Origin of the sequence: Streptomyces sp. NPDC001851 (assembly GCF_040297165.1) — a bacterium.
Lineage (GTDB): Bacteria > Actinomycetota > Actinomycetes > Streptomycetales > Streptomycetaceae > Streptomyces.
This window is the reverse complement of the sequence record NZ_JBEOYR010000030.1, coordinates 2,842-25,156: the sequence shown is the minus strand read 5'-3', so window position 1 is coordinate 25,156 and position 22,315 is coordinate 2,842. Positions and strand designations below refer to the sequence as shown.

At 73.2% G+C, this 22,315-nt stretch carries 19 protein-coding genes; 9 read left to right on the top strand and 10 right to left on the bottom strand.

Features of this window, described 5'->3' with window-relative positions; genetic code table 11:
* Window positions 1-193 precede the first annotated feature (193 nt).
* On the bottom strand, window positions 194-1,303 hold the full coding sequence (locus ABT171_RS33780) for an ATP-grasp domain-containing protein (protein ID WP_351250214.1): 1,110 nt from the start codon (window positions 1,301-1,303) through the stop codon (window positions 194-196).
* A 256-nt stretch (window positions 1,304-1,559) separates the two neighbouring features.
* Between ABT171_RS33780 and ABT171_RS33775 the strand changes: the two genes are divergently transcribed.
* The gene (locus ABT171_RS33775; protein WP_351250213.1) at window positions 1,560-2,465 is read left to right on the top strand and encodes a metallophosphoesterase family protein; all 906 of its coding nucleotides are present in this window, start codon (window positions 1,560-1,562) and stop codon (window positions 2,463-2,465) included.
* Window positions 2,413-3,093, top strand: coding sequence for a 4'-phosphopantetheinyl transferase family protein (locus ABT171_RS33770; protein ID WP_351250212.1), 681 nt, complete (start codon window positions 2,413-2,415; stop codon window positions 3,091-3,093). Before ABT171_RS33775 ends, ABT171_RS33770 begins: the two co-directional genes overlap by 53 nt.
* Before the next feature lie 47 nt (window positions 3,094-3,140).
* Here ABT171_RS33770 and ABT171_RS33765 read toward each other — a convergent pair whose 3' ends face one another.
* From ABT171_RS33765 to ABT171_RS33755, 3 genes are all read right to left on the bottom strand, one after another.
* Window positions 3,141-3,368 (bottom strand): hypothetical protein, encoded by a 228-nt coding sequence (locus ABT171_RS33765; RefSeq protein ID WP_351250211.1) that lies wholly within the window; start codon window positions 3,366-3,368, stop codon window positions 3,141-3,143.
* A gap of 216 nt (window positions 3,369-3,584) precedes the next feature.
* On the bottom strand, window positions 3,585-4,142 hold the full coding sequence (locus tag ABT171_RS33760; protein ID WP_351250210.1) for a toxin-antitoxin system, toxin component: 558 nt from the start codon (window positions 4,140-4,142) through the stop codon (window positions 3,585-3,587).
* Window positions 4,143-4,156: 14 nt separating this feature from the next.
* The gene (locus ABT171_RS33755; protein ID WP_351250209.1) at window positions 4,157-4,813 is read right to left on the bottom strand and encodes a helix-turn-helix domain-containing protein; all 657 of its coding nucleotides are present in this window, start codon (window positions 4,811-4,813) and stop codon (window positions 4,157-4,159) included.
* 240 nt (window positions 4,814-5,053) lie between these two features.
* Here ABT171_RS33755 and ABT171_RS33750 point away from each other — a divergent pair, with 240 nt between their 5' ends.
* The 3 genes from ABT171_RS33750 to ABT171_RS33740 all read left to right on the top strand — a co-directional run bounded on the left by ABT171_RS33750 (window position 5,054) and on the right by ABT171_RS33740 (window position 9,120).
* Window positions 5,054-5,725 carry an MmyB family transcriptional regulator gene (locus tag ABT171_RS33750; RefSeq protein ID WP_351250208.1) on the top strand — a complete coding sequence of 224 codons (672 nt, stop codon included), beginning with the start codon at window positions 5,054-5,056 and terminating at the stop codon, window positions 5,723-5,725.
* 413 nt (window positions 5,726-6,138) lie between these two features.
* Window positions 6,139-8,187, top strand: a complete 2,049-nt coding sequence (locus ABT171_RS33745) for a phosphocholine-specific phospholipase C (RefSeq protein ID WP_351250207.1) — start codon at window positions 6,139-6,141, stop codon at window positions 8,185-8,187.
* A 66-nt stretch (window positions 8,188-8,253) separates the two neighbouring features.
* Window positions 8,254-9,120 carry an LURP-one-related family protein gene (locus ABT171_RS33740; RefSeq protein ID WP_351250206.1) on the top strand — a complete coding sequence of 289 codons (867 nt, stop codon included), beginning with the start codon at window positions 8,254-8,256 and terminating at the stop codon, window positions 9,118-9,120.
* Window positions 9,121-9,196: 76 nt separating this feature from the next.
* Here the strand turns inward: ABT171_RS33740 and ABT171_RS33735 are convergent, their stop codons facing one another.
* On the bottom strand, window positions 9,197-10,156 hold the full coding sequence (locus ABT171_RS33735) for a DMT family protein (protein WP_351250205.1): 960 nt from the start codon (window positions 10,154-10,156) through the stop codon (window positions 9,197-9,199).
* Window positions 10,153-10,953: a phosphatase PAP2 family protein gene (locus ABT171_RS33730; RefSeq protein ID WP_351250204.1), complete on the bottom strand. Its 801-nt coding sequence runs from the start codon at window positions 10,951-10,953 to the stop codon at window positions 10,153-10,155. The genes ABT171_RS33735 and ABT171_RS33730 overlap by 4 nt, the downstream gene beginning before the upstream one ends.
* Before the next feature lie 173 nt (window positions 10,954-11,126).
* Between ABT171_RS33730 and ABT171_RS33725 the strand changes: the two genes are divergently transcribed.
* Window positions 11,127-11,741 carry a TetR/AcrR family transcriptional regulator gene (locus ABT171_RS33725; RefSeq protein ID WP_351250203.1) on the top strand — a complete coding sequence of 205 codons (615 nt, stop codon included), beginning with the start codon at window positions 11,127-11,129 and terminating at the stop codon, window positions 11,739-11,741.
* Between the two features lie 146 nt (window positions 11,742-11,887).
* Here ABT171_RS33725 and ABT171_RS33720 read toward each other — a convergent pair whose 3' ends face one another.
* Genes ABT171_RS33720 through ABT171_RS33710 form a run of 3 tightly spaced genes read right to left on the bottom strand, consistent with a single transcriptional unit; the run spans window position 11,888 to window position 15,476 of the window.
* Window positions 11,888-12,934, bottom strand: a complete 1,047-nt coding sequence (locus ABT171_RS33720; protein WP_351250202.1) for a DUF2510 domain-containing protein — start codon at window positions 12,932-12,934, stop codon at window positions 11,888-11,890.
* A gap of 59 nt (window positions 12,935-12,993) precedes the next feature.
* Entirely contained in the window at window positions 12,994-14,163 is a 1,170-nt protein-coding gene (locus tag ABT171_RS33715) for an anhydro-N-acetylmuramic acid kinase (RefSeq protein ID WP_351250201.1), read from the bottom strand.
* Window positions 14,154-15,476, bottom strand: coding sequence for an MFS transporter (locus ABT171_RS33710; protein WP_351250200.1), 1,323 nt, complete (start codon window positions 15,474-15,476; stop codon window positions 14,154-14,156). Before ABT171_RS33710 ends, ABT171_RS33715 begins: the two co-directional genes overlap by 10 nt.
* A 172-nt stretch (window positions 15,477-15,648) precedes the next feature.
* Between ABT171_RS33710 and ABT171_RS33705 the strand changes: the two genes are divergently transcribed.
* Together ABT171_RS33705 and ABT171_RS33700 are read left to right on the top strand one after the other, a co-directional pair.
* Window positions 15,649-18,345 carry an ATP-binding protein gene (locus ABT171_RS33705; protein ID WP_351250199.1) on the top strand — a complete coding sequence of 899 codons (2,697 nt, stop codon included), beginning with the start codon at window positions 15,649-15,651 and terminating at the stop codon, window positions 18,343-18,345.
* Between the two features lie 366 nt (window positions 18,346-18,711).
* Window positions 18,712-19,902 (top strand): zinc-dependent alcohol dehydrogenase, encoded by a 1,191-nt coding sequence (locus tag ABT171_RS33700; protein ID WP_351250198.1) that lies wholly within the window; start codon window positions 18,712-18,714, stop codon window positions 19,900-19,902.
* Between the two features lie 11 nt (window positions 19,903-19,913).
* Here the strand turns inward: ABT171_RS33700 and ABT171_RS33695 are convergent, their stop codons facing one another.
* Window positions 19,914-20,990 carry an ATP-dependent DNA ligase gene (locus ABT171_RS33695; protein WP_351250197.1) on the bottom strand — a complete coding sequence of 359 codons (1,077 nt, stop codon included), beginning with the start codon at window positions 20,988-20,990 and terminating at the stop codon, window positions 19,914-19,916.
* A gap of 74 nt (window positions 20,991-21,064) precedes the next feature.
* Here ABT171_RS33695 and ligD point away from each other — a divergent pair, with 74 nt between their 5' ends.
* Window positions 21,065-22,084: a non-homologous end-joining DNA ligase gene (ligD, locus tag ABT171_RS33690; protein WP_351250196.1), complete on the top strand. Its 1,020-nt coding sequence runs from the start codon at window positions 21,065-21,067 to the stop codon at window positions 22,082-22,084.
* The last annotated feature ends 231 nt before the right edge of the window (window positions 22,085-22,315 follow it).

Sequence of the window (22,315 nt, the reverse complement as noted above, 5' to 3'; positions counted from 1 at the left end):
CCGGCCGGCCCGTTCCCCCGTCCCCCGTGGATCCCCCGTTTCCCCCCGTGGATTCCCCCGTCGCCATATGGAGAGCGGCGGGCCCGCGCTCTGATACACCCCCCGCGGAAAAAAAATCGCGGAACCGTGTTCCCTGTGCGGCTCCGCCGCGCGACCCCGCCGGGCGGCGGAGCACCCGCGGCCGCCCCACGGCCTACAGCGGCAGCGCCGCAACCGCCGACCCCGCCTGCGCAGGCACCGCCGGCAGGGTGATCCCCGCTTCCCTCTGCCGAGGAACCGAAGCGGGCCCCACCGGCCGCGGCGCCGAGACCACGGTGTAGTCCTGTCCCAGGAACGGCGGCTCGATCACGCCCGGCTCCTCGCCCAGCGCCAACTGCACGGCGGCCCAGGGCGCGTTCACCCCACACAGGGCCAGCTGGTGCAGGCCCCCGGAGGGCCGCGTGTTCACATCCAGCAGTACCGGCCGGTCGCCGAGCATGCGGAACTGGATGTTGGACAGATGGTGCACCCCGAAGCCCTCCACGATCAGCCGGGCCGGTGCCAGCCACCGTTCGTCCAGGGTGAAGCCCCGCCGGCGGCCGTTCTTGGTGCGGCCCACCGCGAGCCGCAGCCGGTTGTCCGGTCCGGTCAGGCAGTCCACGGACACCTCGGGCTGCTCCAGGCGCGGCATCACCAGCCAGTCCACCTGCTCGTCGGCCCGCCGCAGCGCCTCGACCACCAGGTCCAGCTGGACGTACGGGCTCGGGAACCCGGCGAGATTGGCCAGCGAGAACGGGGCGCGCGTGACCATCCGGAAGCCGACGCCGCCGGCCCCGGCGGCCGGCTTGACGCACGGCGTGTACCCGGCCGCCTCCAACTCCCCGACGGCCGCGAGGAGTTCGTCTGCCGTGCGCACCCGCCACCACGGGGGCACCGGGACGCCCACCGAACGGACCGCCTCGTACGCGGTCGCCTTGTCCTCGAACACGGCCACCGCCTCGCGAGTCGGCGCCAGCAGCGCCGTACCGGCCGCCGCGAACTCCGCGCGGTGCGCGACGATCGCCGCCTGGTGCAGCCGGGGCACGAACACGTCGATGCCGCGCCGGACGCACTGGTCGAGGGCGTACTCGACGTACCCGGCCGGGGACAGGCCCTCCGGCTCCAGGTCGGCGGTGTCGGCGGCGGCCAGGACGGGGGAGTCGGGGTCCCCGTGCGTGGCATGGATCTCCACCGCGCGGTCGCTGGGATTTCTGCGCAGCTGATCCATGAAGAACACGTTCTCCGCGTACGTGCGGTTGAGCCAGACGCGTACGCGAGAGAGCATGCAGGCCGCCTTTCGGGGTTTTCGGGCAGGGCTCGGCGGCCCGTGCCCGGGCAGGAGGGAGGAAGGGACACCGAACAACCCCTGCGAAAAGGGAGATTGGGGTGCTGATGCCGGGGCGATCATACGGCTTTCAAGCGCCCGCGCGTGTCACGCGAGTGTGACGGATTGCCGCTTGCTCCGCTGTCCGGGAATGTGTTCTTGTGGTCCAGGCAGAGCATGATCGGAACAGGCAGAGGATGATCGGAAGGGGTGCGGTGTGGAGGCTGCGGCCGGGGCCGGACAGCTGCTGGCCATCAGCGACCTGCACATCAGCTATCCGGAGAACCGTGCCCTGGTCGAGGAGATGCGGCCCACGAACGAGGCCGACTGGCTGATCGTGGCCGGTGACGTCGCCGAGACGGTCGCCGACATCCGCTGGGCCCTGGAGAAGCTGGCCGGCCGGTTCCGCAAGGTGCTGTGGGCGCCCGGCAACCACGAGCTGTGGACCCACCCGAAGGATCCCGTCACCCTGCGCGGCGTCGCCCGCTACGACCACCTGGTCGAGCTGTGCCGGGAGCTGGGTGTCGTCACCCCCGAGGACCCCTACCCGGTGTGGCGGGGCCCCGGCGGACCGGTCGCCGTCGCCCCGCTGTTCCTGCTGTACGACTACTCGTTCCTGCCGCCCGGCTGTGCCACCAAGGCCGAGGGCCTGGCCTACGCGCACGACACGGGCGTCGTCTGCAACGACGAGTACCTGCTGCACCCCGACCCCTATCCGACCCGTGACGCCTGGTGCCGGGCGCGGGTCGCCGAGACCGAGCGAAGGCTCGCCGCGCTCCCCGCGGACCTGCCGGTCGTACCGGTCAACCACTATCCGCTGCACCGGCATCCGACCGAGGTGCTGTGGTATCCCGAGTTCGCCATGTGGTGCGGCACCGAGCTGACGGCCGACTGGCACCGCCGCTTCCCCGTCGCCACGATGGTCTACGGCCATCTGCACATCCCGCGCACCACCTGGCACGACGGAGTCCGCTTCGAAGAGGTCTCCGTAGGCTACCCCCGCGAATGGCGCAAGCGCCCGGAACCGCCGGGAAGGCTGCGCCGCATCCTGCCGATGGAGGTCGGAACCGGTGATCGAGGTGCTGCTCCCGGAGTCGGTCGTGGTCGTGGAGGCACACGGTGACGATCCGCTGTGGGACGCCCCGCTCTATCCCGAGGAGGCCGCGCTCGTCGAACGCGCGGTGGACAGGCGCCGCCGCGAGTTCACCGCCGTACGCGGCTGCGCCCGGCAGGCCATGGAGAAGCTGGGCGTGCCGGCGCAGCCCGTGCTCAGCGGCGAGCGGGGCGCACCGCGCTGGCCGGCCGGTCTGATCGGCAGCATGACGCACTGCGACGGCTACGGCGCCGCCGCCCTGGCCCGCGCGGACGACCTGGCCTCCCTCGGCATCGACGCGGAACCGCACGGTCCGCTCCCGGAGGGCGTCGGTCCCTCCGTCTTCCTGCCCGCGGAGGGCGAGCGGCTCGCCCGGCTCGCCGGGCAGCGGCCCGCCGTGCACTGGGACCGGATCCTGTTCAGCGCCAAGGAGTCCGTCTACAAGGCGTGGTTCCCGCTCACCCGCCTGTGGCTGGACTTCTCCGAGGCGGACATCACCCTCCACCCGGGCCCCGACGGCGCGTCGTACGGCACCCTGCGCGCCGAACTCCTCGTCCCCGGACCCCGGATCGGCGACCGCCGGCTTCAGGTCTTCGACGGCCGGTGGGCCGTGTGCGACGGGCTGGTCGCCACCGCCGTGGTCGTCCCGCACCCCTGAAGCCCCGCCGGGGCGCGGCGAGCGCGGCCCCGGCGCGGGAGGTCCGCTCAGGCCGGCGGGCACCAGTCGCGCAGCAGACGGAAGAACTCCTCCTCGTTGCCCGCCAGACCCGCGCCCGCCAGGGCCCGTTCCGCCTCGGCCAGCACGGCGGGCGGCACCACGGCGGGCCGGCCCGCGTCCGGGGGCCCGTCGAAGGCGGCGCGCACCGTGTGCAGCAGCCGGAGGTAGGCCTGTACGGCGGTGCGCTCACGGTCGGTCAGTACGGCGGTGGGCATCGGTCGGCTCTCCCCGGGTAGGCGTCACGGTCGGGCGCCCTGCGGCGCCGCGCGCCGCGCAGTACGGCGCACCCCTCCAGCTTGCCGCCCACCACTGACAACGCCGTCCGGCTCCGCGCCGGTTCGCCCGCTCAGCGGAGCCGGAAGAGCGAGCCGTGCCCATGACGGCGTGCGCCCTGGCGCGCGGACCAGGGCGCCGCGGCGGACGTCCTGGGGTCAGCCCTGGGCGCCCGCGTGGTACCCGAGGGACGCCTCGATGCGTCCGACCACGTCGTCCAGCTGCACCGGAGCCCGCGCCGAACCGGCCAGCCAGGTACGGCACCTGCTGGCCAGCAGCAGACCGAAGGCCTCGGCCTCCCGCTCCTCGGCGAGGTCGAAGCGGGTCCGCGCCGCGACCCGCCGCACCGTGGCCTGGAACGCGTCCTGGTCGGTGTCGTCGTGCAGCAGCCGCGCGGCGACCCCGATGCCGTCGACGTGGTGTCCGCGGTGGTCGGCCTGCAGGTGCCAGAGCTCGTGGCCGAGGATCACCAACTGGTGGACCGGCGCGGTGCGTTCCTCGACGACGACGAGGTCGCGGTCGGCCAGGTCCAGCCACAGCCCGCTCGCCGTGCCCGGCGGGAACGCGGCGGCCCGGAAGTGCACCGGCCGGCCGCGGCGGCGGCTCATCGCCTCGCACAGCGCGCGGTACAGCTCTCCCGGCGGTGCCGGCACGGGCAGCCTCAGCCCGCCCGCCAGCTCGTTGCAGAGCCGGCGCATGTCCCTGCCGATGCCCACAGTCCTCCCCAGGCTCACGACTCGGGCCGTTTGACGCTCTCCAGAAGCATGTCGAGCCACTCCGCGACCTTGTCCCGGTGCTGGTCGGTGGGCAGCTGCGCGGCCCGCCAGGCTATGCCGCGCACCCCGTGGTCCTGCAGCAGCCGCTCCAGCGGATCCTGGTCGGCCCTGGCGGCGGCCCGCTCCCGGTCGGCGAGCTTCTGCAGCAGCTCCTGCTCGGTGCGCTGCAGCGCACCGGCCAGCGCCTCGGGGTCCTCGGCGGTGAGGAAGCCGGCGTGCACCCGGAAGAAACGCTGCAGCGCGTCGCAGTGCTCCATCGTCGGCCGCCGGTCGCCGTTGATGAGGGCGCCGGCCTGCTGCCGGGACATGCCCGCACCGTCGGCGATCTCCTGCTGGGTGTACGTGCGCCCGTTGGGTTTCAGCCGGGTGCGCCGCAGCAGGCCCAGGCGCTGCAGAAAGCGGGCCTGGACGTCCGGTTCACCGGCCGGCCGGCCACTGAGCAGGGCCTTGACCACCGCCTCCGGCACACCGCAGGCCACGGAGAGCCGCCCGACGTCGAAGACCTCGGCCTGCGGCACGCCGAGCCGGTCGGCGAGTGCGGTGACGCGGGCGACGACGGCCGGCAGCTGGGCGGTCGCCGTGGCGCCCGGATCCTCGTAGCCATCCGTCACCGACAGAACTCCTAGGTCTCTCGCGGGCTTCAGATGTGTCCGTGCTTCTCACGAGCGATCGCCGTGAACTTCCCGGAGAGTAGCGGGTGCCTCGAACTCACATCCAGGTGTCGCCACAACTGTGGCGAATTTCGGCCGTCAATGGGCCTGGAATGCCACGATAGTTGACACGGTCTTGCCGGGGGCCGCAGGATCGCAGAGCCGCGTGAAGGCGGCAGAGGCAAGAGGGGTGACCTCCCGATGGCACATCAGGCAGGAGGGTGGCGGACGGCACCGCGGCCCGTCCCCGAGACCTGCGAGACCCAGGCGTATCTGCAGGACTACGGCGTACTGCTGGAGGCCCACGGCTGCCCGTCCCTGGTCGTCGACCACCGCTGGGACGTGGTCATGGCCAACGGCGCGTTCGAGACACTCTTCCGCGGGGTGCGCCGGCACGCGGCGGCCATGCCCGGGGACAACTTCCTGCGGTTCGTCCTGTTCCACCCGGACGCCGGCGACGTCCTCGGTGAGCACGAGCAGGGCTGGTGCCTGCCGATGCTGGCCCATCTCAGGTCCGCCCTGGAGACGTACGGCCACGATCCCGAACTCCAGGCGGTCCGCCGGGACATCGCCCAGGACCCGCTCATGGAGGCCGCCTACCGGCAGGGCCTGCCGCACTGGATCCGGGCCGTGGGGGAGACGGCGACCCGGCTCGACGGGGCCGTGCGGCTGCTGGTCCATCCCGACCCGCGCCGCGGCCCCACCGAGTGCCGCATCGTCGAGGAGACGCCGGAGGTCCTGCGCGGCCTCGGCTACCGGCGCCTTTCCCTGGTCCTCCGCGAGAACCGCCGGCCCGCCGCCCCCGTACGCCGCCCGCGCCGGCCACGTGGCCCGGCGGGACACCTCACGGTCGTCCGCACCCCCGAGGACTGACCCGGCACCGCCGGCGCTCAGGCCACCGGCGGCACCGGGCCGGAAGGGGAGCGCGCCCCGCGGAGCCGCGGGGGGTGCGAAAGACGCGGACCGGCCTCGCCCTCGCCGCCCCGAACTCGCCACGGCCCTGTACGCGCAGGGCGAACGGGACCCGCCGCAACCGGGCCCCGCCCTGGTGCGGCAGACCGCTCGGCAGCCCGAAGTCGTCGGCACGGCACAGGCGTTGGCCCCGGCGGCCGCCGCCTCATGTCCCCCGGGGCGCGCACCGCACGGACCGCCGAGTTTCACACAGGCGCCACCAGACCCTTCCCTGACGTTTGCTGCTCTTGGAACACTCGCTGCGCGCAGATTCCGTCATCTGTACGTCATCACGGCGGCATCACGTACGTCAGGACGAGAGGACCCTCACACCCATGGCCGAAGTCAACCGGCGCCGTTTCCTTCAACTCGCGGGCGCCACCACCGCGTTCACCGCGCTGTCCGGCAGCATCCAGCGCGCCGCCGCCCTGCCCGCGCACCACCGCACCGGGACGGTCGAGGACGTCGAGCACATCGTCGTCCTCATGCAGGAGAATCGATCCTTCGACCACTACTTCGGCACGCTCCGAGGCGTCCGCGGCTTCGGCGACCCCCGTTCGGTCACGCAGAACGGCCGGTCCGTCTGGAAGCAGTCCGACGGCACGAAGGACATCCTGCCCTTCCACCCGGACGCCGACGACCTGGGCCTGGCGTTCATCCAGGACCTGCCGCACGGCTGGCAGGACACGCATGCCGCCTTCAACGGGGGCAAGTACGACAAATGGGTTCCCGCCAAGGGCACCACGACCATGGCGTACCTGACCCGCAAGGACATCCCGTTCCACTACGCGCTCGCCGACGCCTTCACCCTCTGCGACGCCTACCACTGCTCGTTCATGGGCTCGACCGACCCGAACCGCTACTACATGTGGACCGGTTGCGTCGGCAACGACGGCAAGGGCGGCGGCCCGGTCCTCGGCAACGACGAGAAGGGCTACGGCTGGACGACGTACCCCGAGCGCCTGGAGCAGGCCGGGGTGTCCTGGAAGATCTACCAGGACGTCGGCGACGGCCTGGACGCCGCCGGCGGCTGGGGCTGGATCAACGACGCCTACCGCGGCAACTACGGCGACAACTCACTGCTCTACTTCAACCAGTACCGCGACGCCAAGCCCGGCGACCCGCTGTACGACAAGGCCCGCACCGGCACCGACGCGAAGAAGGGCGAGGGCTTCTTCGACCGGCTGAAGGCCGACGTCAAGGCCGGCAAGCTGCCGCAGGTGTCCTGGATCGTCGCCCCCGAGGCCTTCACCGAGCACCCCAACTGGCCCGCCAACTACGGCGCCTGGTACATCGCCCAGGTCCTGGACGCGCTCACCTCCGACCCGGAGGTGTGGGGCAAGACGGCGCTGTTCATCACGTACGACGAGAACGACGGCTTCTTCGACCACGTCGTCCCGCCCTTCCCGCCGTCCTCCGGCGCCCAGGGCAAGTCGACCGTCGATCCCTCGCTCGACCTGTACCAGGGCGACGCGAGCCATGTCGCCGGCCCCTACGGGCTCGGCCAGCGGGTGCCGATGCTGGTGGTCTCGCCCTGGAGCAAGGGCGGTTATGTCTGCTCCGAGACCTTCGACCACACCTCGATCATACGGTTCATCGAGCGCCGCTTCGGCGTCCACGAGCCGAACGTCTCGCCCTGGCGCCGCGCCGTCACCGGTGACCTGACCAGTGCCTTCGACTTCTCCCGCAAGGACACCAAGCCGGTCGCGCTGCCGTCCACGGCCGCCTATGAGCCGCCGGACCGGGACCGCCACCCGGACTACGTGCCCAAGCTGCCCGCCCACCCCTCGCTGCCCGGGCAGGAGCGCGGCAGCCGGCCCACCCGCCCGCTGAAGTACGCCCCGGTGGTGGACGGTTCCGCGGACCCGGCGGCCGGCACCTTCACGCTCACGTTCGCCTCGGGGGCGCACGCGGGCGCCGCCTTCCTCGTGACCTCCGGCAACCGCGCCGACGGCCCCTGGACCTACACCACCCAGGCCGGCAAGTCCCTGTCCGACACCTGGGACTCGGCCTACTCCGGCGGGGTCCACGACCTCGCCGTGCACGGTCCCAACGGCTTCCTGCGCGTCTTCAAGGGCAAGGGCAGGGCCGCGGGACCGGAGGCGACCGCCCGGCACGTGGGCGACCACCTGGAACTCACCTTCACCAACAAGGGTTCCGGCACGGTGAGGCTGAAGCTCGTCAGCGGATACGGCGGCAGCCCGGCCACCGTGACCGTACGGCCCGGCGCGACCGTCAGGCGCACCGTCGACCTCACGGCGAGCAAGCGCTGGTACGACGTGACGGTCACCTGCGACGCCGACCCGGCCTTCCTGCGCGGCTTCGCCGGCCACGTCGAGAACGGGCGCCCCGGCGTCAGCGACCCGGCGATCGCGACGGAGTGAACGGGCGATGAACAGCGCTCCGTGCGGACTGGTCAGGTACCGGTCACCGCAGGGTAGTGTGCCCCGGTGACCACGCAATCGAACACTCCTGCAGGCTGGTACCCGGATCCGCACGGAGCGCCGCAGACGCTCCGCTACTGGGACGGCGCGCAGTGGACCCAGCACACCAACCCGGCACAGGCGTCCGCCGGTCAGGTCCCGCAGCAGCAGGCCGCTCCGCAGCAGCAGGCCGCCCCGCAGCAGTACGGTGCCCCGCAGGCGCAGGCCGCCGACCCCAGGGTGCAGCGCCAGGTGCAGCAGCAGGCCGGGGTCGCGCCCAGCGGTCCCGGTGGGGGCACCCTCTTCACCGAGCCCGTGCTGGTGGTGAACCAGAAGGCCAAGCTCATCGAGGTGACCAACGAGTACAAGGTCATGGACCAGCACGGCCGCGACATCGGCTCGGTCACCGAGGTCGGCCAGGGTGTGCTGAGGAAGATCTTCCGCTTCATCTCCAGCTGGGACCAGTTCCTGACCCACAAGCTGGAGATCCGCGACGCCTACGGCCAGCCGCAGCTGCTGCTGACCCGGCCCGCGAAGATCTTCAAGTCCCGGGTGATCGTGACCCGCCCGGACGGCTCGCCGGTCGGTGAGATCGTCCAGCAGAACATGATCGGGAAGATCAACTTCGCGATGAACGCGAACGGCCAGCAGGTCGGCGCGATCAAGGCGGAGAACTGGCGGGCGTGGAACTTCGCCATCGTCGACCACGCGGACAACGAGGTCGCCCGCATCACCAAGACCTGGGAGGGCCTCGCCAAGACGCTCTTCACGAGCGCGGACAACTACGTCCTGCAGATCCACTACCAGCTGCCCGAGCCGCTGCTGAGCCTCGTGCTGGCCACGGCCCTGACCGTCGACACCGCGCTGAAGCAGGACTCGCGGGGCTGGAACTGAGCGGGCCCCGGGCGGGGGAGTACGGCGACGGCGGCCGGTGCGCGAAGGGAAGCGCACCGGCCGCCGCCGTGTCTCCTCACCGTGCGGTCAGGTGCCCCGGCTGTTCCGGCCGGCGTGGCACCAGCACCGGTTCGGCGGTCGCCGTACCCGGTTCCAGGGCCAGTACCGCGGCCACGGGGTGCTCCTCGTCCCCGCCCGGCGGCTCGGGTGCCGCCTGGGGTGCGACCCGGGTGAGCAGGACCACGCCACAGGAGGCGAGGCCCGCTCCGGCGAGGGCCAGCAGGACGCCGGCCGGGCCGCCCCTCAGGCCCTGGCCGAGCAGGGTGAGCCCGATGATCGCGGCGGTCACCGGGTTGGCGAGGGTGACCACCGCCAGCGGCGCGCCGAGGCCGCCGCGGTAGGCGGCCTGGGACAGCAGCAGCCCGCCGACGGCGAAGGCGGCGACGAGCACGGCGACGACGATCACCTCGGTGTCCAGTCCCGGCCCGGTGCGGTCGGTGGCCGCCACGGTCACCGTCTGGGTCAGCGCCGAGGCGACACCGGAGGCGAAGCCGGACGCCGTCGCGTGCCGGAGGGCCGGCCGGGTGCCAGGCCAGGAGAGCACGCCGATGGTGGCGGCGGTGGTACCGGCGACCGCCAGCGCCTCGGTCAGCGTCAGCACCCGCGCGGGCGCCGGGCCGGAGGCGGTGACGAGCAGCGCGGCGAGCCCGAGCAGCGTCAGCGCCGTACCCCGCCACTCCGCCGTGCCGACCCGGCGACCGGCCGCCCGCGCCCCGAGCGGCACGGCCGCGACCAGGGTGAGCGCGCCCAGCGGCTGGACGAGGGTGAGCGGACCGTAGGTGAGGGCGGCGACGTGCAGCAGGGCGGCGACCGCGTTCAGGCCGACCGCCGACCACCAGGCGCCGGTGCCGAGCAGCCGCAGCAGGCCGGTGCCGGGGCTGCGGGAGGCGAGGCGCTCCTGGGCGACGGCGGCCAGCGCGTAGGCGACGGCCGAGACGAGGGAGAGGGCTACGGCGGCCAGGGCGGCGGCGCTCATCGGCCCGCTCCCGCGAGGACCTGCTCGCGCGGCGCGAGCCGGCCGGTGCCGCGTCCCGCTGCGGTGGCCGTCCGGTGCGGCGGACGGATCACGGCCAGGGTGATGCCGAGCATGGCCGTGGCCACGAGCGCGTCCAGCCAGTAGTGGTTGGCCGTGCCCACGATCACCAGCAGGGTGATCAGCGGGTGCAGCAGCCACAGCCGGCGCCAGCGGGACCGGGTGGCCGCGATCAGGCCGACCGCCACCATCAGCGCCCAGCCGAAGTGCAGCGACGGCATCGCCGCGAACTGGTTGGACAGGTGGTCGGCGGCCGGCGGGCCGTACACGGACGGGCCGTAGCGGCGGGCGGTGTCCACCAGGCCGGTGCCGCTCAGCATCCGCGGCGGGGCCAGCGGGAAGGTGAACGGCAGCACCAGCGCGGCCGTGGTGACCACCGCGAGGACCCGGCGGGCCCACACATAGTGCGCGGGCCGCCTGAGGTAGAGCCAGACCAGGAAGGCGAGCGTGGCCGGGAAGTGGACGGTGGCGTAGTAGGTGTTCGCGAGGCGGACGAGGGTGTGGCCGTGCAGCAGTGCGGACTGCACGGCGGTCTCGGGCGGGAGACGCAGGGTCCGTTCCGCGTCCCACACGCGGTGCGCGTTGCGGAAGGCGTTCCCGGTGTGTCCGACGGCCAGTTGCCGGCCGAGCTTGTAGACGAGGAAGAGCCCCGCGACCAGCAGAAGCTCACGTATCAGTGCCGGACGCGCGGTCGCGTCCGGCTCCGCTTCTGCCTCTGCAGGCTCGGTTCGGGCATTCATCCCCCGGCCCCTTCGCTGACGGTGGTGCGGGTGTACACATCATCGATACGCTTGCGTACCGATACGTCAGTGTACCGATACGCTTCCGTACCGGTACACTGGCGTATCGATTGAAGTGCGACACACTGGAGAGACAGGGTCGGCCCGGGCCCACGAGTGAGGGGAAACACCGCATGACGTCGCAGGCCGCGGACGGACCGGAGACGGTCGTCGCCTCGCGCCGCTCCAAGATCACGCCGGAGCGTGAGCGGGAGTTCTTCGACGCCGTGCTGGAACAGATCCGCGAGTGCGGCTATGAGTCGGTCACCATGGAGGGCGTCGCCGCCAGCACCCGTTGCAGCAAGTCCACGCTCTACCGCCAGTGGAAGACCAAGCCCCAGTTCGTCGCGGCCGCGCTGCGCGCCAGCCGCCGGGTGCGGTTCGCCGGCATCGACACCGGATCGCTCGCCGGGGACCTGCGCCGGGCCGCGCGGGCCGCGGGCGACTGGTCCGGCAAGGACACCAAGCTGCTGCAGGCGCTCGGGCACGCGGTGACGGCCGACCAGGGACTGGCCCGGGCGCTGCGCGAGGCGCTGGTGTACCCGGAGATCGCCGCGTTGCAGGAGATGCTCGCGCGGGGTGTGGCCCGGGGCGAGGTGCGCGCGGACCACCCGGCCCTGGAGTACATCCCCGCGATGATGTTCGGCGTGCTGCGCGTGCGGCCCGTGCTCAGCGGCCAGTACGCCGACGCCGACTACCTCGCCCGGTTCGTGGAGGCCGCCGTGCTGCCCGCGCTCGGGCTGACCTAGGACCCAGGTCGCCGTTCACGGGATGACTCGACGGCGACCTGCCCGCGCCGCACCGTGGGGACGGGGGCGGCGCGCACCCCCGGCCGGGCGGGGCTCCTCTTGAGCGGAGGGGAGCCCCGCCCGGCCACATCGCTTCCGGCGGGGGATCAGACGTCCTGCCCGTTCCCGCCGCCGGACGAGACCTTGATCCCCCTGAGGATCCGGTCGATGACCGACGTCTTCTGCCCGACGTCGATGCCGAAGCGCACCACCACGATCTGCCGGGCGTCGTCGGGCGAGGGGAACGCGACCGACTCGACGTATCCGTCGGCGCCCTTGCTGGTGACCGCCTTCCACCGCACCATGTAGCCCTTCTGCCCGGCCACCGTCACCGCCCCCGAGTCCAGCACCTGGTGCGAGGTGATGCTGCCGTAGGTGCTCCCGCCGTAGGACTGCCTGGCGTTCGCCGCGATGTCCGCCTCGGCGACCTTCTCCGCCGTGTCGCCCTTGATGTGCAGCGCCCGGGCCGGAGCCGAGTAGGCGCCGCCCGAGGTGCAGGTCTGGGTGGAGTCGCCCGGGCACTTGTAGGAGTCGTCGGAGGTCACCTCCGCGCCGACGCCGATCGTCTGCCCGGTCCAGCCCTGGGGCACCGGCAGGCTGATCCCGCTGACCAGGTCCGGCACCGTCCCGCCGCCCTTGACCCTGGGCGCCCCGGACGGACCCGGCGACGGCGAGCCGCCACCGGACCCGCCACCCGACCCGCCCGGACCGCCGAAACCGCCCGAACCCCCGGAACCGTCCGGGCCGCCGCCCCGGCCGCCGCCCCGCCCGTCCGCGGCCCCCTGCCGGGTCCCGGCCCGGTCGGCGCCGCCGCCGTGGTTCCTGGTCAGAGCCCACACGCCCCCCGCGATGCTCGCCAGGACCGCCGCCGCCACCGTGACGGCTATGCCGGTGCGAAGGCGCCGGGACCCGCCCCGGGGCGGAGCCGGACAGGCCGGATACGCCGGATACCCGGGCTGTGCGCCGTACACGGGTGCAGCGGAGGGCATCGCCGGATGCGCCGGCTGCTGTGCCGGGGGACCCCACGGGGCGGCCGTCCCGGCGGGACGGGTCCGGTCCGTCCAGGCCTTGCCATCCCACCAGCGCTCGGTGGGCGGACCGTCGTTCGTCTGCCCGGGGTCGGGATACCACCCGGGGGGAGTCACCTGCGTCATGCCCCCTACCGTATGAGGCGACGGTGAAAGCGCGATGAGAGGATCCACACCCTCCCTCGTCACGGCCCCCCGCCGGCCCCCTCCACCACCAGCCGCACCGGTCCGCGCGCCCCGGCCCGCGGCAGCCGGAACCCGTCCCTGCCCGGCGTCAGCGACCCCAGCACGCTCGCCCGGCGGGCGCCCGTGCTCCGCGGATCGGTACCGGGCAGGCCATGGGCGGTCAGGAAGCCGAGGACCGCGAAGGCGTACGCCTCCTTCGCGGCGCCGGGCAGCCCCAGCTCGTCCGAGGCACGCACCGGAACCGGTGCCAGCTCCTCCCGGAGCATCCCCGCCAGCACCGGGTTGCGGATGCCGCCGCCGGACGCGATCACCTCGCCGGCACCGACGGACCGCACCGCGTCCGCGACCGTCCGGGCCGTCAGCAGGGCGAGGGTCGCCAGCGCGTCCTCGGGGCGGATGCCGTCGAACAGCCCGGCCGACCGCAGATACCCGGCGTGGAACACCTCCTTGCCGGTCGTCTTCGGCGGCGGCAGCGCGTAGTACGGCTCCGCGAGCAGCCGGTCCAGCAGCCGCCGCTCCGGCCGCCCGCGCCCGGCCAGCGCGCCGTCCGCGTCGTACGCCTGCCGCCCGCCGCTGAACTCCCGGACCGCCGCGTCCAGCAGCGCACAGCCCGGCCCGGTGTCGAACGCCGTCCCGTCCGGCGCGGTCAGATTGGCGATGCCGCCGATGTTCAGGGCCACCGCCCGGCCCGGCCGTCCACGCAGCCACAGCAGGTCCACCAGGCTGACCAGCGGCGCGCCCTGGCCGCCTGCCGCGACGTCCCGGGCCCGGAAGTCGGCGACCACCGGCAGCCCGGTCGCCTCCGCGATCCAGGCGGGCTGCCCCAGCTGCAGCGTGCCGTGCACCCGGCCGCCCTCCGCCCAGTGATACACGGTCTGCCCGTGCGAGGCCACCAACTCCGCCCGCCCCCCGCACAGTTCACGGTCCGCCCGCACCGCCGCCGCCGCGAACGCCCGCCCGATGCCGGTGTCCAGCCGGCACACCTCGGCGAGCGGCACGGCGGCCGGCGGCAGCGCCCCGGCGAGCGCCGCGCGCAGACCGGCGTCGTACGGGCTGCTCACCATCCCCAGGGGCCGCAGCAGCAGCGTGTCACCGTCGAGCCGCAGCCCGGCCGCCGCCGCGTCGACCGCGTCGTACGACGTCCCCGACATCAAACCGATCACCAGCATCGGTCAACCCGCCTTCTCCGAGGGGTGTCTCCCGTGCGCCGAAGGGGTACGAGCAGGGCCAGCGCGCTGACCGCGCACGCCGTCGCCGCGTAGTACGCGGGCACGTCCGGGTCGCCGGTACGGCGTACCGCCTCCGTGATGACCAGACCCGCGCAGCCGGAGAACACCGCGTTCGCCAGGGCGTAGGCGAGACCGAGGCCCGTCCAGCGCACCCGGGTCGGGAACGTCTCGGCCAGCAGCGCGGGGCCCGGACCGGCCATCAGGCCCACCATCGCGCCCGCGGCGGCGAGCGCCCACCCCTTCGCGTACACCGAAGCGGCCGGATCCTGCAGGACGTTGAGCAGCGGCAGCGCCGACACCGCCACCAGCGCGGCCCCCGCGAGCAGTACGGGGCGCCGCCCGACCCGGTCGCTGAGCAGTCCCGCCGGCAGGATCGCCGCCGTGAACCCGGCGTTGGCCACGGCCGCCGAGAGCAGCGCCTGGTGCGCGTGCGCATGCAGCGAGACCTGGAGGTAGGAGGGCAGCACCACCAGGAACGTGTACCCGGCCGCCGCCCAGCCCGCCACCCGCGCCGCCGCGAGCAGCAGCGCCCCGAGCCCGAGCCGCACCGTCCGCGCACCCTCCTCCTCCGCGTGCGCCAGGAACGACGGCGTCTCCGCCAGCCCCGCCCGCAGCCACAGCGCCACCAGACCCAGCGGCAACGCCAGCAGGAACGGCAGACGCCACCCCCAGGCCGTCAGTCGGGGTCCGGAGAGCACGGTCGCCGTCAGCGCCGCCACGCCCGCCCCGCAGAGCAGCCCCAGCGCCACCGTGAACGACTGCCACGCCCCGTACAGCCCCCGCCGCCCCGGCGGCGCGAACTCCGTCAGCACCGTCACCGCCCCACCGAACTCACCGCCCGCCGACAGCCCCTGAACCACCCTCAGCAACGTCAGCAGCCACGGTGCCAGCGCACCCGCCGTGGCGTACGTCGGCAGCACACCGATCAGCGTCGTCGTCCCCGACATCAGCCCGACCACCGCGAGCAGCACCGGCCGCCGCCCCCACCGGTCTCCCAGCCGGCCGAACAGCACCGCGCCGAGCGGCCGGAAGAAGAAGGCCAGCGCGAACGAGGCGTACGCGCGGACCAGCGCCCCGGCCGTGCCGCCGCCCGCCGGTGCGAAGAACCGCTCGGCCAGCACCGTGGCCAGAAAGCCGTAGACCCCGAACTCGTACCACTCGACGAGATTGCCCACCGACCCCGCCGCCACCGCGCGCACCGCCGGGCCGCGTGAGGGCGCCCGGGCGCCGGAAACAGGTTGCGTGCCCACCATGGTTGACGCTCCGTCCGCTGCTGACCGGCTGCTCGGGCCGGGTACGCGTCGCCCGGCCGCACCCGTCTTCACCCACCGGGGCAACAGCTGCCCCGACCGGCCACCACACATCCCACCGGACGGCTAGGCTCGTGGTCTGTACGTCATTCGGGCGACCTGGGGAGGTAACGGAATGACGGAGGGACGGCCGCCGGCGGCTGCCTCGGCTTCCCTGTGGGAGCGGGACGGGGAGATCGCCACCGTCGCACGGGCACTCGACCTGCTCTGTGCCGACCAGTCGTCCGCGGGCAGCCTGCTGGTCGTCCGCGGCGAGGCGGGCCTCGGCAAGACCGCGCTGCTCGCCGAGGTGCGCCGCATCGCCGAACGCCGCGGCTGCACCGTATGGTCCGCGCGGGGTGCGGAGACCCTGAAGTCCGTCCCGTTCAACGTGGTACGGCAGCTGCTCCAGCCCGCGCTGCTGTCCCTGCTGCCGGAGGAGGCCCGCGAGTACCTCGGCGACTGGTACGACATCGCCGGGCCCGCCCTCGGCATCACCGACCCGCAGGAGGGCAGCGCCGACCCCCAGTACGTGTGCGACGGCCTCGTCGCGGCCGTACGCCGGCTCGCCCGCCGCGAGTGGCCGCTCGTGCTGCTGATCGACGACGCCCACTGGGCCGACCAGGAGACCCTGCGCTGGCTCGCCGCGTTCGCCGAACGCCTGGACGACCTCTCCCTCCTCGTCGTGGTCGCCCGCCGGCCCGGCGAGGTCAGCGGCGACAGCGCCCGCCACCTCGACGCCGTGGCCGCCGCCGCGCGCCGCCCCGTCACCACCCTCAGGGCCCTCACCCCGGACGCCGCCGCCGGCCTCACCCGCGCCACCCTCGGCCGGCACGCCGACGACGCGTTCTGCCGCGAGGTCTGGGCCGTCACCGCCGGCAACCCCTACGAGACCGTCGAACTCCTCGCCAAGGTGCAGGACAGCGAACTCCAGCCGGTCGAGAGCCGGGCCGGCGAACTGCGCGCCCTCAACCGCGCCGCACGCGGCGGCGGACTGGTCGACCGGCTGAAGGGACTCGGCCTGGAAGCCACCCAGTTCGCCTGGGCCGCCGCCATCCTCGGCACCGGCATCACCGTCGACATGGTCGCCCGCCTCGCCACCATGGACGAGGCCGTCGCCCGGCACTGCGCCGACCTGCTCCGCGCCGCGCGCATCCTCACCGAACCCGAGCCCGCGAAGACGCCGGGCGCCGGCACCGAACGCGAGGAGGACGAGCTGGAGTTCGTCCACCCGCTCATCGCCACCGCCGTCTACAACTCCATCCCGTCCGGCGTGTGCACCGCCATGCACGGCGTCGCCGCCCAGATCATCACCGAGCTGGGCCGCGGCGCCGCCCAGGCCGCCCGGCACCTGCTGAAGGTGCACCCGGACGGCGACGAGGAACTCGTCGAGCAGCTGCGCGAAGCCGCCCGCGAACACCTCGCCGTCGGCGCCCCGGACGCCGCCCGCACCTGCCTCGAACGCGCCCTGCAGGAACCCCCGCTCCCCGACGTCCACGCACACGTCCTCTACGAACTGGGCTGCGCCACCCTGCTCACCGCACCCGCCGTCACCGTCGAACACCTCCAGCACGCCCTCGGCATGCCCGGCCTCGACGGCGAGCGGCGCGTCGACGCGGTGGTCCGGCTCTCCCGGGCGCTGCTCCACAACGACCAGCTGGAGGAGGCCGTCCGCACCATCGAGGCCGAGGCCGCCCGGCACCAACCCGGCCCCGTCAAGCTGCGGCTCCAGGCCGTGCAGTTCATGTGGGAGGCCATCCACGGCGAGACCGTCTCCCCGGCCCGCTCCAAGAGCCTGGCCGACCTCGCGCGCACCTGCGCCGGCCGCGACAACGCCGAACGCGCCCTGCTCATCCTGCGCGGCTTCGACGCCATGACCCACGGCGAGAGCGCCGACGAAGTCCTCGAACTGTGCGACCGCGCCCTCGTCAACGGCCGCCTCGCACCCGGCCTCGGCTGGACCGACCAGGAGTGGGGCATGGAGCTGCTGATGATGCTCGGCAGCGCGTACGCCTACGCCGACCGGCTCGACCGCGCCGAGAGCCTCTTCGCCGAGGCCCTGCGCGCCTACACCACCGCAGGCTGGCGCGGCGGCCACCTCTCCCTCGCCAACGCCTTCCTCGGGCTCGCCTACCGCAGACAGGGCCGGCTGCGCGACGCCGAGTCCACCCTGCGCGAGGCCCTCGTCCTCGCCGAGCGCGTCGGCCGCCGCCTGCCGCTGTACTGGTCGGCGACCTGCGGACTCGTCGACACCCTGCTGGCCCGCGGCCGCATCGACGAGGCCTGGTCGATCGCCGAGCAGTACGGCTTCGCGCCGCCCTACCCGTCCACCATCGTGCTGCCCGACATCCGCTGCGTCCGCGGCCGGCTGCTGCTCGCCGTCGGCCGCACCGAGGAAGGCATCCACGAACTGGAAGCCGCCGAGAAGACGGCCGCCTCACGCGGCGGCCACAACCCCGTCCTCTCACCCTGGTCCATCGACCTCGCCAAGGCCCTCGCCGGCCAGGACCCCGCCCGCGCCGCCCAGCTCGCCGCCGACGCCCGCCGGCAGGCCGAGCGCTTCGGCACGGACACCGCCATCGGCGAGGCCCTGCGCTGCGCCGCCGCCCTGGAGACAGGCGGCCGCGCGGTCCAGCTCGCCGCCCAGGCCGTCACCTACCTGGAGGCCTCACCCTGCCAGTACGAACACGCGGCGGCCCGCGTCGAATACGGCATCGCCGCCCGCTCCGTCGCGGAACTGGGCCGGGGCCTGGACCTCGCCCGGGCGTGCGGGGCGGAGGGGCTGGTGGCCCAGGCGAGGGAGGTACTGGAGACGGGGCGGGGGTTGCGGTAGCGGGCTACGGTCGACCGTATGCAGCTGACCGCATACGGTCGACTGCATACAGGCGGACGACTTAGCGGCTGACCGGAATACTGGAAACGGACTGTATACAGCCGACCGGATACAGGCGGACGTATACAGCTGACCGGATTCAGGCGGACGTATACAGCTGACCGGATTCAGGCGAGCCGTATACACCTGACCGGATTCGGTGGACTGCATTCCGGCGACCGGAACAGGGTCACCCCAGTCCCGTCGGCCCGCCCCGCCTCCTCGTCAGCATCGTTCTTCCCAGCAAGGTCCCGGCCGGGGTTCGGTGCAGGTGGGCACGGGTACCCGGGCGCCACCGCACGCCGGACACCGAGGGAGCGCGACCCCATGAAGGCAGTCACCTGGCAGGGCAAGCGGGACGTCCGGGTCGAGGACGTCCCCGACCCGCGGATCGAGGAACCCACGGACGCCGTCATCCGCGTCACATCCACCGGACTCTGCGGCTCCGACCTGCACCTGTACGAGGTGCTCACCCCGTTCATGACCCCGGGCGACATCCTCGGCCACGAACCGATGGGCATCGTCGAGGAGGTCGGCCCGGGTGTGCCGGACCTCGCGGCGGGGGACCGGGTCGTGGTGCCGTTCCAGATCGCCTGCGGCAACTGCTGGATGTGCCTGACCGGACTGCCGACGCAGTGCGAGACCACCCAGGTCACCGGCGAGGGCATGGGCGCCGCGCTGTTCGGCTACACCCGTCTGTACGGCGCCGTCCCCGGCGGCCAGGCCGAGTACCTGCGTGTCCCACAGGCACAGTTCGGCCCGATCAAGGTACCCGAGGGCCCGCCCGATGACCGTTTCGTCTACCTCTCCGACGTCCTGCCCACCGCCTGGCAGGCCGTCGAGTACGCCGGCGTCCCGCCCGGCGGCACCCTCGCCGTCCTCGGTCTCGGCCCCATCGGCGACATGTCCTGCCGGATCGCGAAGGCACGCGGTGCGGAGCGGGTGTTCGGCGTCGACCTGGTGGCGGAACGGCTCGCGCGAGCCGCCCGGGACGGCGTGGAGACATACGACCTCCGGGCCTTCGACGACGAGAAGGCGCTGGTCAACGCCATCCGCGACGAGACCGGCGGCCGGGGCCCGGATGCCGTGATCGACGCCGTCGGCACCGAGGCCCACGGCAGCGCCGCCGCCAAGCTGGCCCAGACCGCCACCGGGCTCCTGCCCCGCAAGCTCAGTGGGCCCCTTGCCGAGCGCTTCAGCATCGACCGGCTCGGCGCCCTCTACATGGCCATAGATCTCGTCCGGCGCGGCGGCACCATCTCGCTCAGCGGCGTCTACGGCGGGATGGCCGACCCGATGCCGATGCTCACCCTGTTCGACAAGCAGATCCAGCTGCGCGTGGGCCAGGCCAACGTCCGCCGCTGGACCGACCTGATCATGCCGTATCTGACCGACGAGGACCCCCTGGGTGTCGAGGACTTCGCCACTCACCGGCTGCCGCTCAGCGAGGCACCGCACGCCTACGAGATGTTCCAGCGCAAGCAGGACGGCGCCATCAAGGTCCTCATGCAGCCCTGAGCCCTGAGCCCTCAGCCCCGGTCCTTCTCGCCGAGGATCTCCGCGAGGTCGTAGCGGACCGGCTCCTCCAGCTGGGCGTAGGTGCAGCTCTCCGGTGTCCGGTCCGGGCGCCAGCGGCGGAAGCGGGCGGTGTGCCGGAAGCGCTGCCTGTTCTCCATGTGGTCGTAAGCCACCTCCGCGACCCGCTCCGGCCGCAGCGGCACCCACGACAGGTCCTTCTTGCCGGACCAGCGGCTCGGTGCCCCTGGCAGCCGGGCCGTCTCATGGGCGGCCTCGTCCGACCAGGCCGCCCACGGATGCCCGGCCACGTCGTCCATGCGCAGCGGCTCCAACTCCTCGACGAGCTCGGCCCGCTTCTTCATGGCGAAGGCGGCCGACACGCCCACGTGCTGGAGACTGCCGTGGTCGTCGTACAGCCCCAGCAGCAGCGAGCCGACCACCGGGCCGTTCTTGTGGAAGCGGTACCCGGCCACGACCACGTCCGCCGTCCGCTCATGCTTGATCTTGAACATGGCCCGCTCGTCCTGCAGATAGCGCAGGTCGAGCGGCTTGGCGACGACCCCGTCGAGTCCCGCGCCCTCGAACTGCTCGAACCACTGCTCCGCCACCCCGAGGTCCGTCGTCGCGGGCGCCACATGCACGGGCGGTGTGGCCCCGGCGAGCGCCCGGTCCAGCAGCGCCCGGCGGTCGGTCAGTTCCACGTCGAGCAGTGACTCGTCGTCCAGCGCGAGCAGGTCGAAGGCGACGAACGACGCCGGGGTCCTCTCGGCCAGCATCCGCACCCGGGAGTCCGCCGGGTGAATCCGCTCGGTCAGCGCGTCGAAGTCCAGATGCCCCTCCCGCGCGATCACGATCTCCCCGTCGAGCACGCACCGCTTCGGCACCCGCTCCCTCAGCGCCCCCACCAGCTCAGGAAAGTACCTGGTCAGCGGCTTCCCTGTACGGCTGCCCAGCTCGACCTCCGTCCCGTCCCGGAACACGATCGAACGGAACCCGTCCCACTTCGCCTCGTAGTGCATACCCGGCGGGATCTTCGCCACCAGCTTGGCGAGCATGGGCTTCACAGGCGGCATCACCGGCAGGTCCATGCCCTTGATTCTGCTCGCATATGCCCCTTGTTGCCCGGTATGCGAGCTGTGCGGGGTGCGCCTACCGTGGCCGCATGGGTGATGCGGTGGAACTGGAGGTCGGCGGCCGGACGGTACGGCTGTCCAGCCCGGACAAGGTCTTCTTCCCGGAGCGGGGATTCACCAAGCTGGACCTGGCGCGGTACTACGTCGCCGTCGGCCCCGGGATCCTGCGTGCGCTGCGCAACCGCCCCACCACTCTGGAGCGCTACCCCGACGGCGTCGGCGGGGAGTGGTTCTTCCAGAAGAGGGCCCCGAAGGGCATGCCCGGCTGGATCCCGACCGCCCACATCACCTTCCCCAGCGGTCGCAGCGCCGACGAGATGTGCCCCACCGAGGAGGGCGCCGTCGTCTGGGCGGCCCAGTACGGCACGCTCACCTTCCACCCCTGGCCGGTGCGCGCCACGGACGTCGACCGCCCCGACGAACTCCGCATCGACCTCGACCCGCAGCCCGGAACCGACTACGCGGACGCCGCCCGCGCCGCCCACGAACTGCGCGCCGTTCTCGACGAGTTCGGCGGGCTGCGCGGCTGGCCCAAGACCTCCGGGGGGCGCGGCCTGCACGTCTTCGTGCCCATCGAACCCCGCTGGACCTTCACCCAGGTGCGCCGCGCCGCCATCGCCGTCGGCCGCGAGATGGAACGCCGGATGCCGGACCACGTGACGATCAAGTGGTGGAAGGAGGAGCGGGGCCGCCGTATCTTCCTCGACTACAACCAGACGGCCCGCGACCGCACCATCGCCTCCGCCTACTCCGTACGTCCCCGGCCCAACGCCCCCGTCTCGGCGCCCCTGCGCTGGGACGAGGTCGGCGTGGCCCACCCCGCCGACTTCGACCTCGCGACCATGCCGGGCCGCTTCGCCGAACTCGGCGATGTGCACGCCGACATGGACGACCACGCCTTCTCCCTGGACGCCCTGCTGGAACTGGCCCGCCGCGACGAACACGACCACGGCCTGGGCGACCTGCCTTACCCGCCGGAGTACCCGAAGATGCCCGGCGAACCGAAGCGGGTCCAACCGAGCCGGGCCCGGCGCGAGAAGACGACCTGAGGCCGCCGCCTGGCCGCCGCCGGCTTCCCGGCGTCGGCGGGCTCTTTCCCCCGGCCCCCGGCCCCCGTCGACCGTAGACCATCGACCGGCCACGGGCGACCTTGACCGGGCGCCATAGACCGGCCACCATCGCCAGTCGCCAGTCGCCAGTCGCCAGTCGCCAGTCGCCAGTCGCCAGTCGCCAGTCGCCAGTCGCCAGTCGCCAGTCGCCAGTCGCCAGTCGCCAGTCGC

Bases quoted from the DNA above. Each gene is read 5' to 3' on its own strand.
- ABT171_RS33715 (WP_351250201.1), bottom strand. From the start codon at position 14,163: ATGCTGGTGATCGGTTTGATGTCGGGGACGTCGTACGACGCGGTCGAC.
- ABT171_RS33725 (WP_351250203.1), top strand. From the start codon at position 11,127: ATGACGTCGCAGGCCGCGGACGGACCGGAGACGGTCGTCGCCTCGCGC.
- ABT171_RS33705 (WP_351250199.1), top strand. From the start codon at position 15,649: ATGACGGAGGGACGGCCGCCGGCGGCTGCCTCGGCTTCCCTGTGGGAG.
- ABT171_RS33765 (WP_351250211.1), bottom strand. From the start codon at position 3,368: ATGCCCACCGCCGTACTGACCGACCGTGAGCGCACCGCCGTACAGGCC.
- ABT171_RS33780 (WP_351250214.1), bottom strand. From the start codon at position 1,303: ATGCTCTCTCGCGTACGCGTCTGGCTCAACCGCACGTACGCGGAGAAC.
- ABT171_RS33735 (WP_351250205.1), bottom strand. From the start codon at position 10,156: ATGAGCGCCGCCGCCCTGGCCGCCGTAGCCCTCTCCCTCGTCTCGGCC.
- ABT171_RS33695 (WP_351250197.1), bottom strand. From the start codon at position 20,990: ATGGACCTGCCGGTGATGCCGCCTGTGAAGCCCATGCTCGCCAAGCTG.
- ABT171_RS33720 (WP_351250202.1), bottom strand. From the start codon at position 12,934: ATGACGCAGGTGACTCCCCCCGGGTGGTATCCCGACCCCGGGCAGACG.
- ABT171_RS33750 (WP_351250208.1), top strand. From the start codon at position 5,054: ATGGCACATCAGGCAGGAGGGTGGCGGACGGCACCGCGGCCCGTCCCC.
- ligD (WP_351250196.1), top strand. From the start codon at position 21,065: ATGGGTGATGCGGTGGAACTGGAGGTCGGCGGCCGGACGGTACGGCTG.
- ABT171_RS33745 (WP_351250207.1), top strand. From the start codon at position 6,139: ATGGCCGAAGTCAACCGGCGCCGTTTCCTTCAACTCGCGGGCGCCACC.
- ABT171_RS33700 (WP_351250198.1), top strand. From the start codon at position 18,712: ATGAAGGCAGTCACCTGGCAGGGCAAGCGGGACGTCCGGGTCGAGGAC.
- ABT171_RS33730 (WP_351250204.1), bottom strand. From the start codon at position 10,953: ATGAATGCCCGAACCGAGCCTGCAGAGGCAGAAGCGGAGCCGGACGCG.
- ABT171_RS33710 (WP_351250200.1), bottom strand. From the start codon at position 15,476: ATGGTGGGCACGCAACCTGTTTCCGGCGCCCGGGCGCCCTCACGCGGC.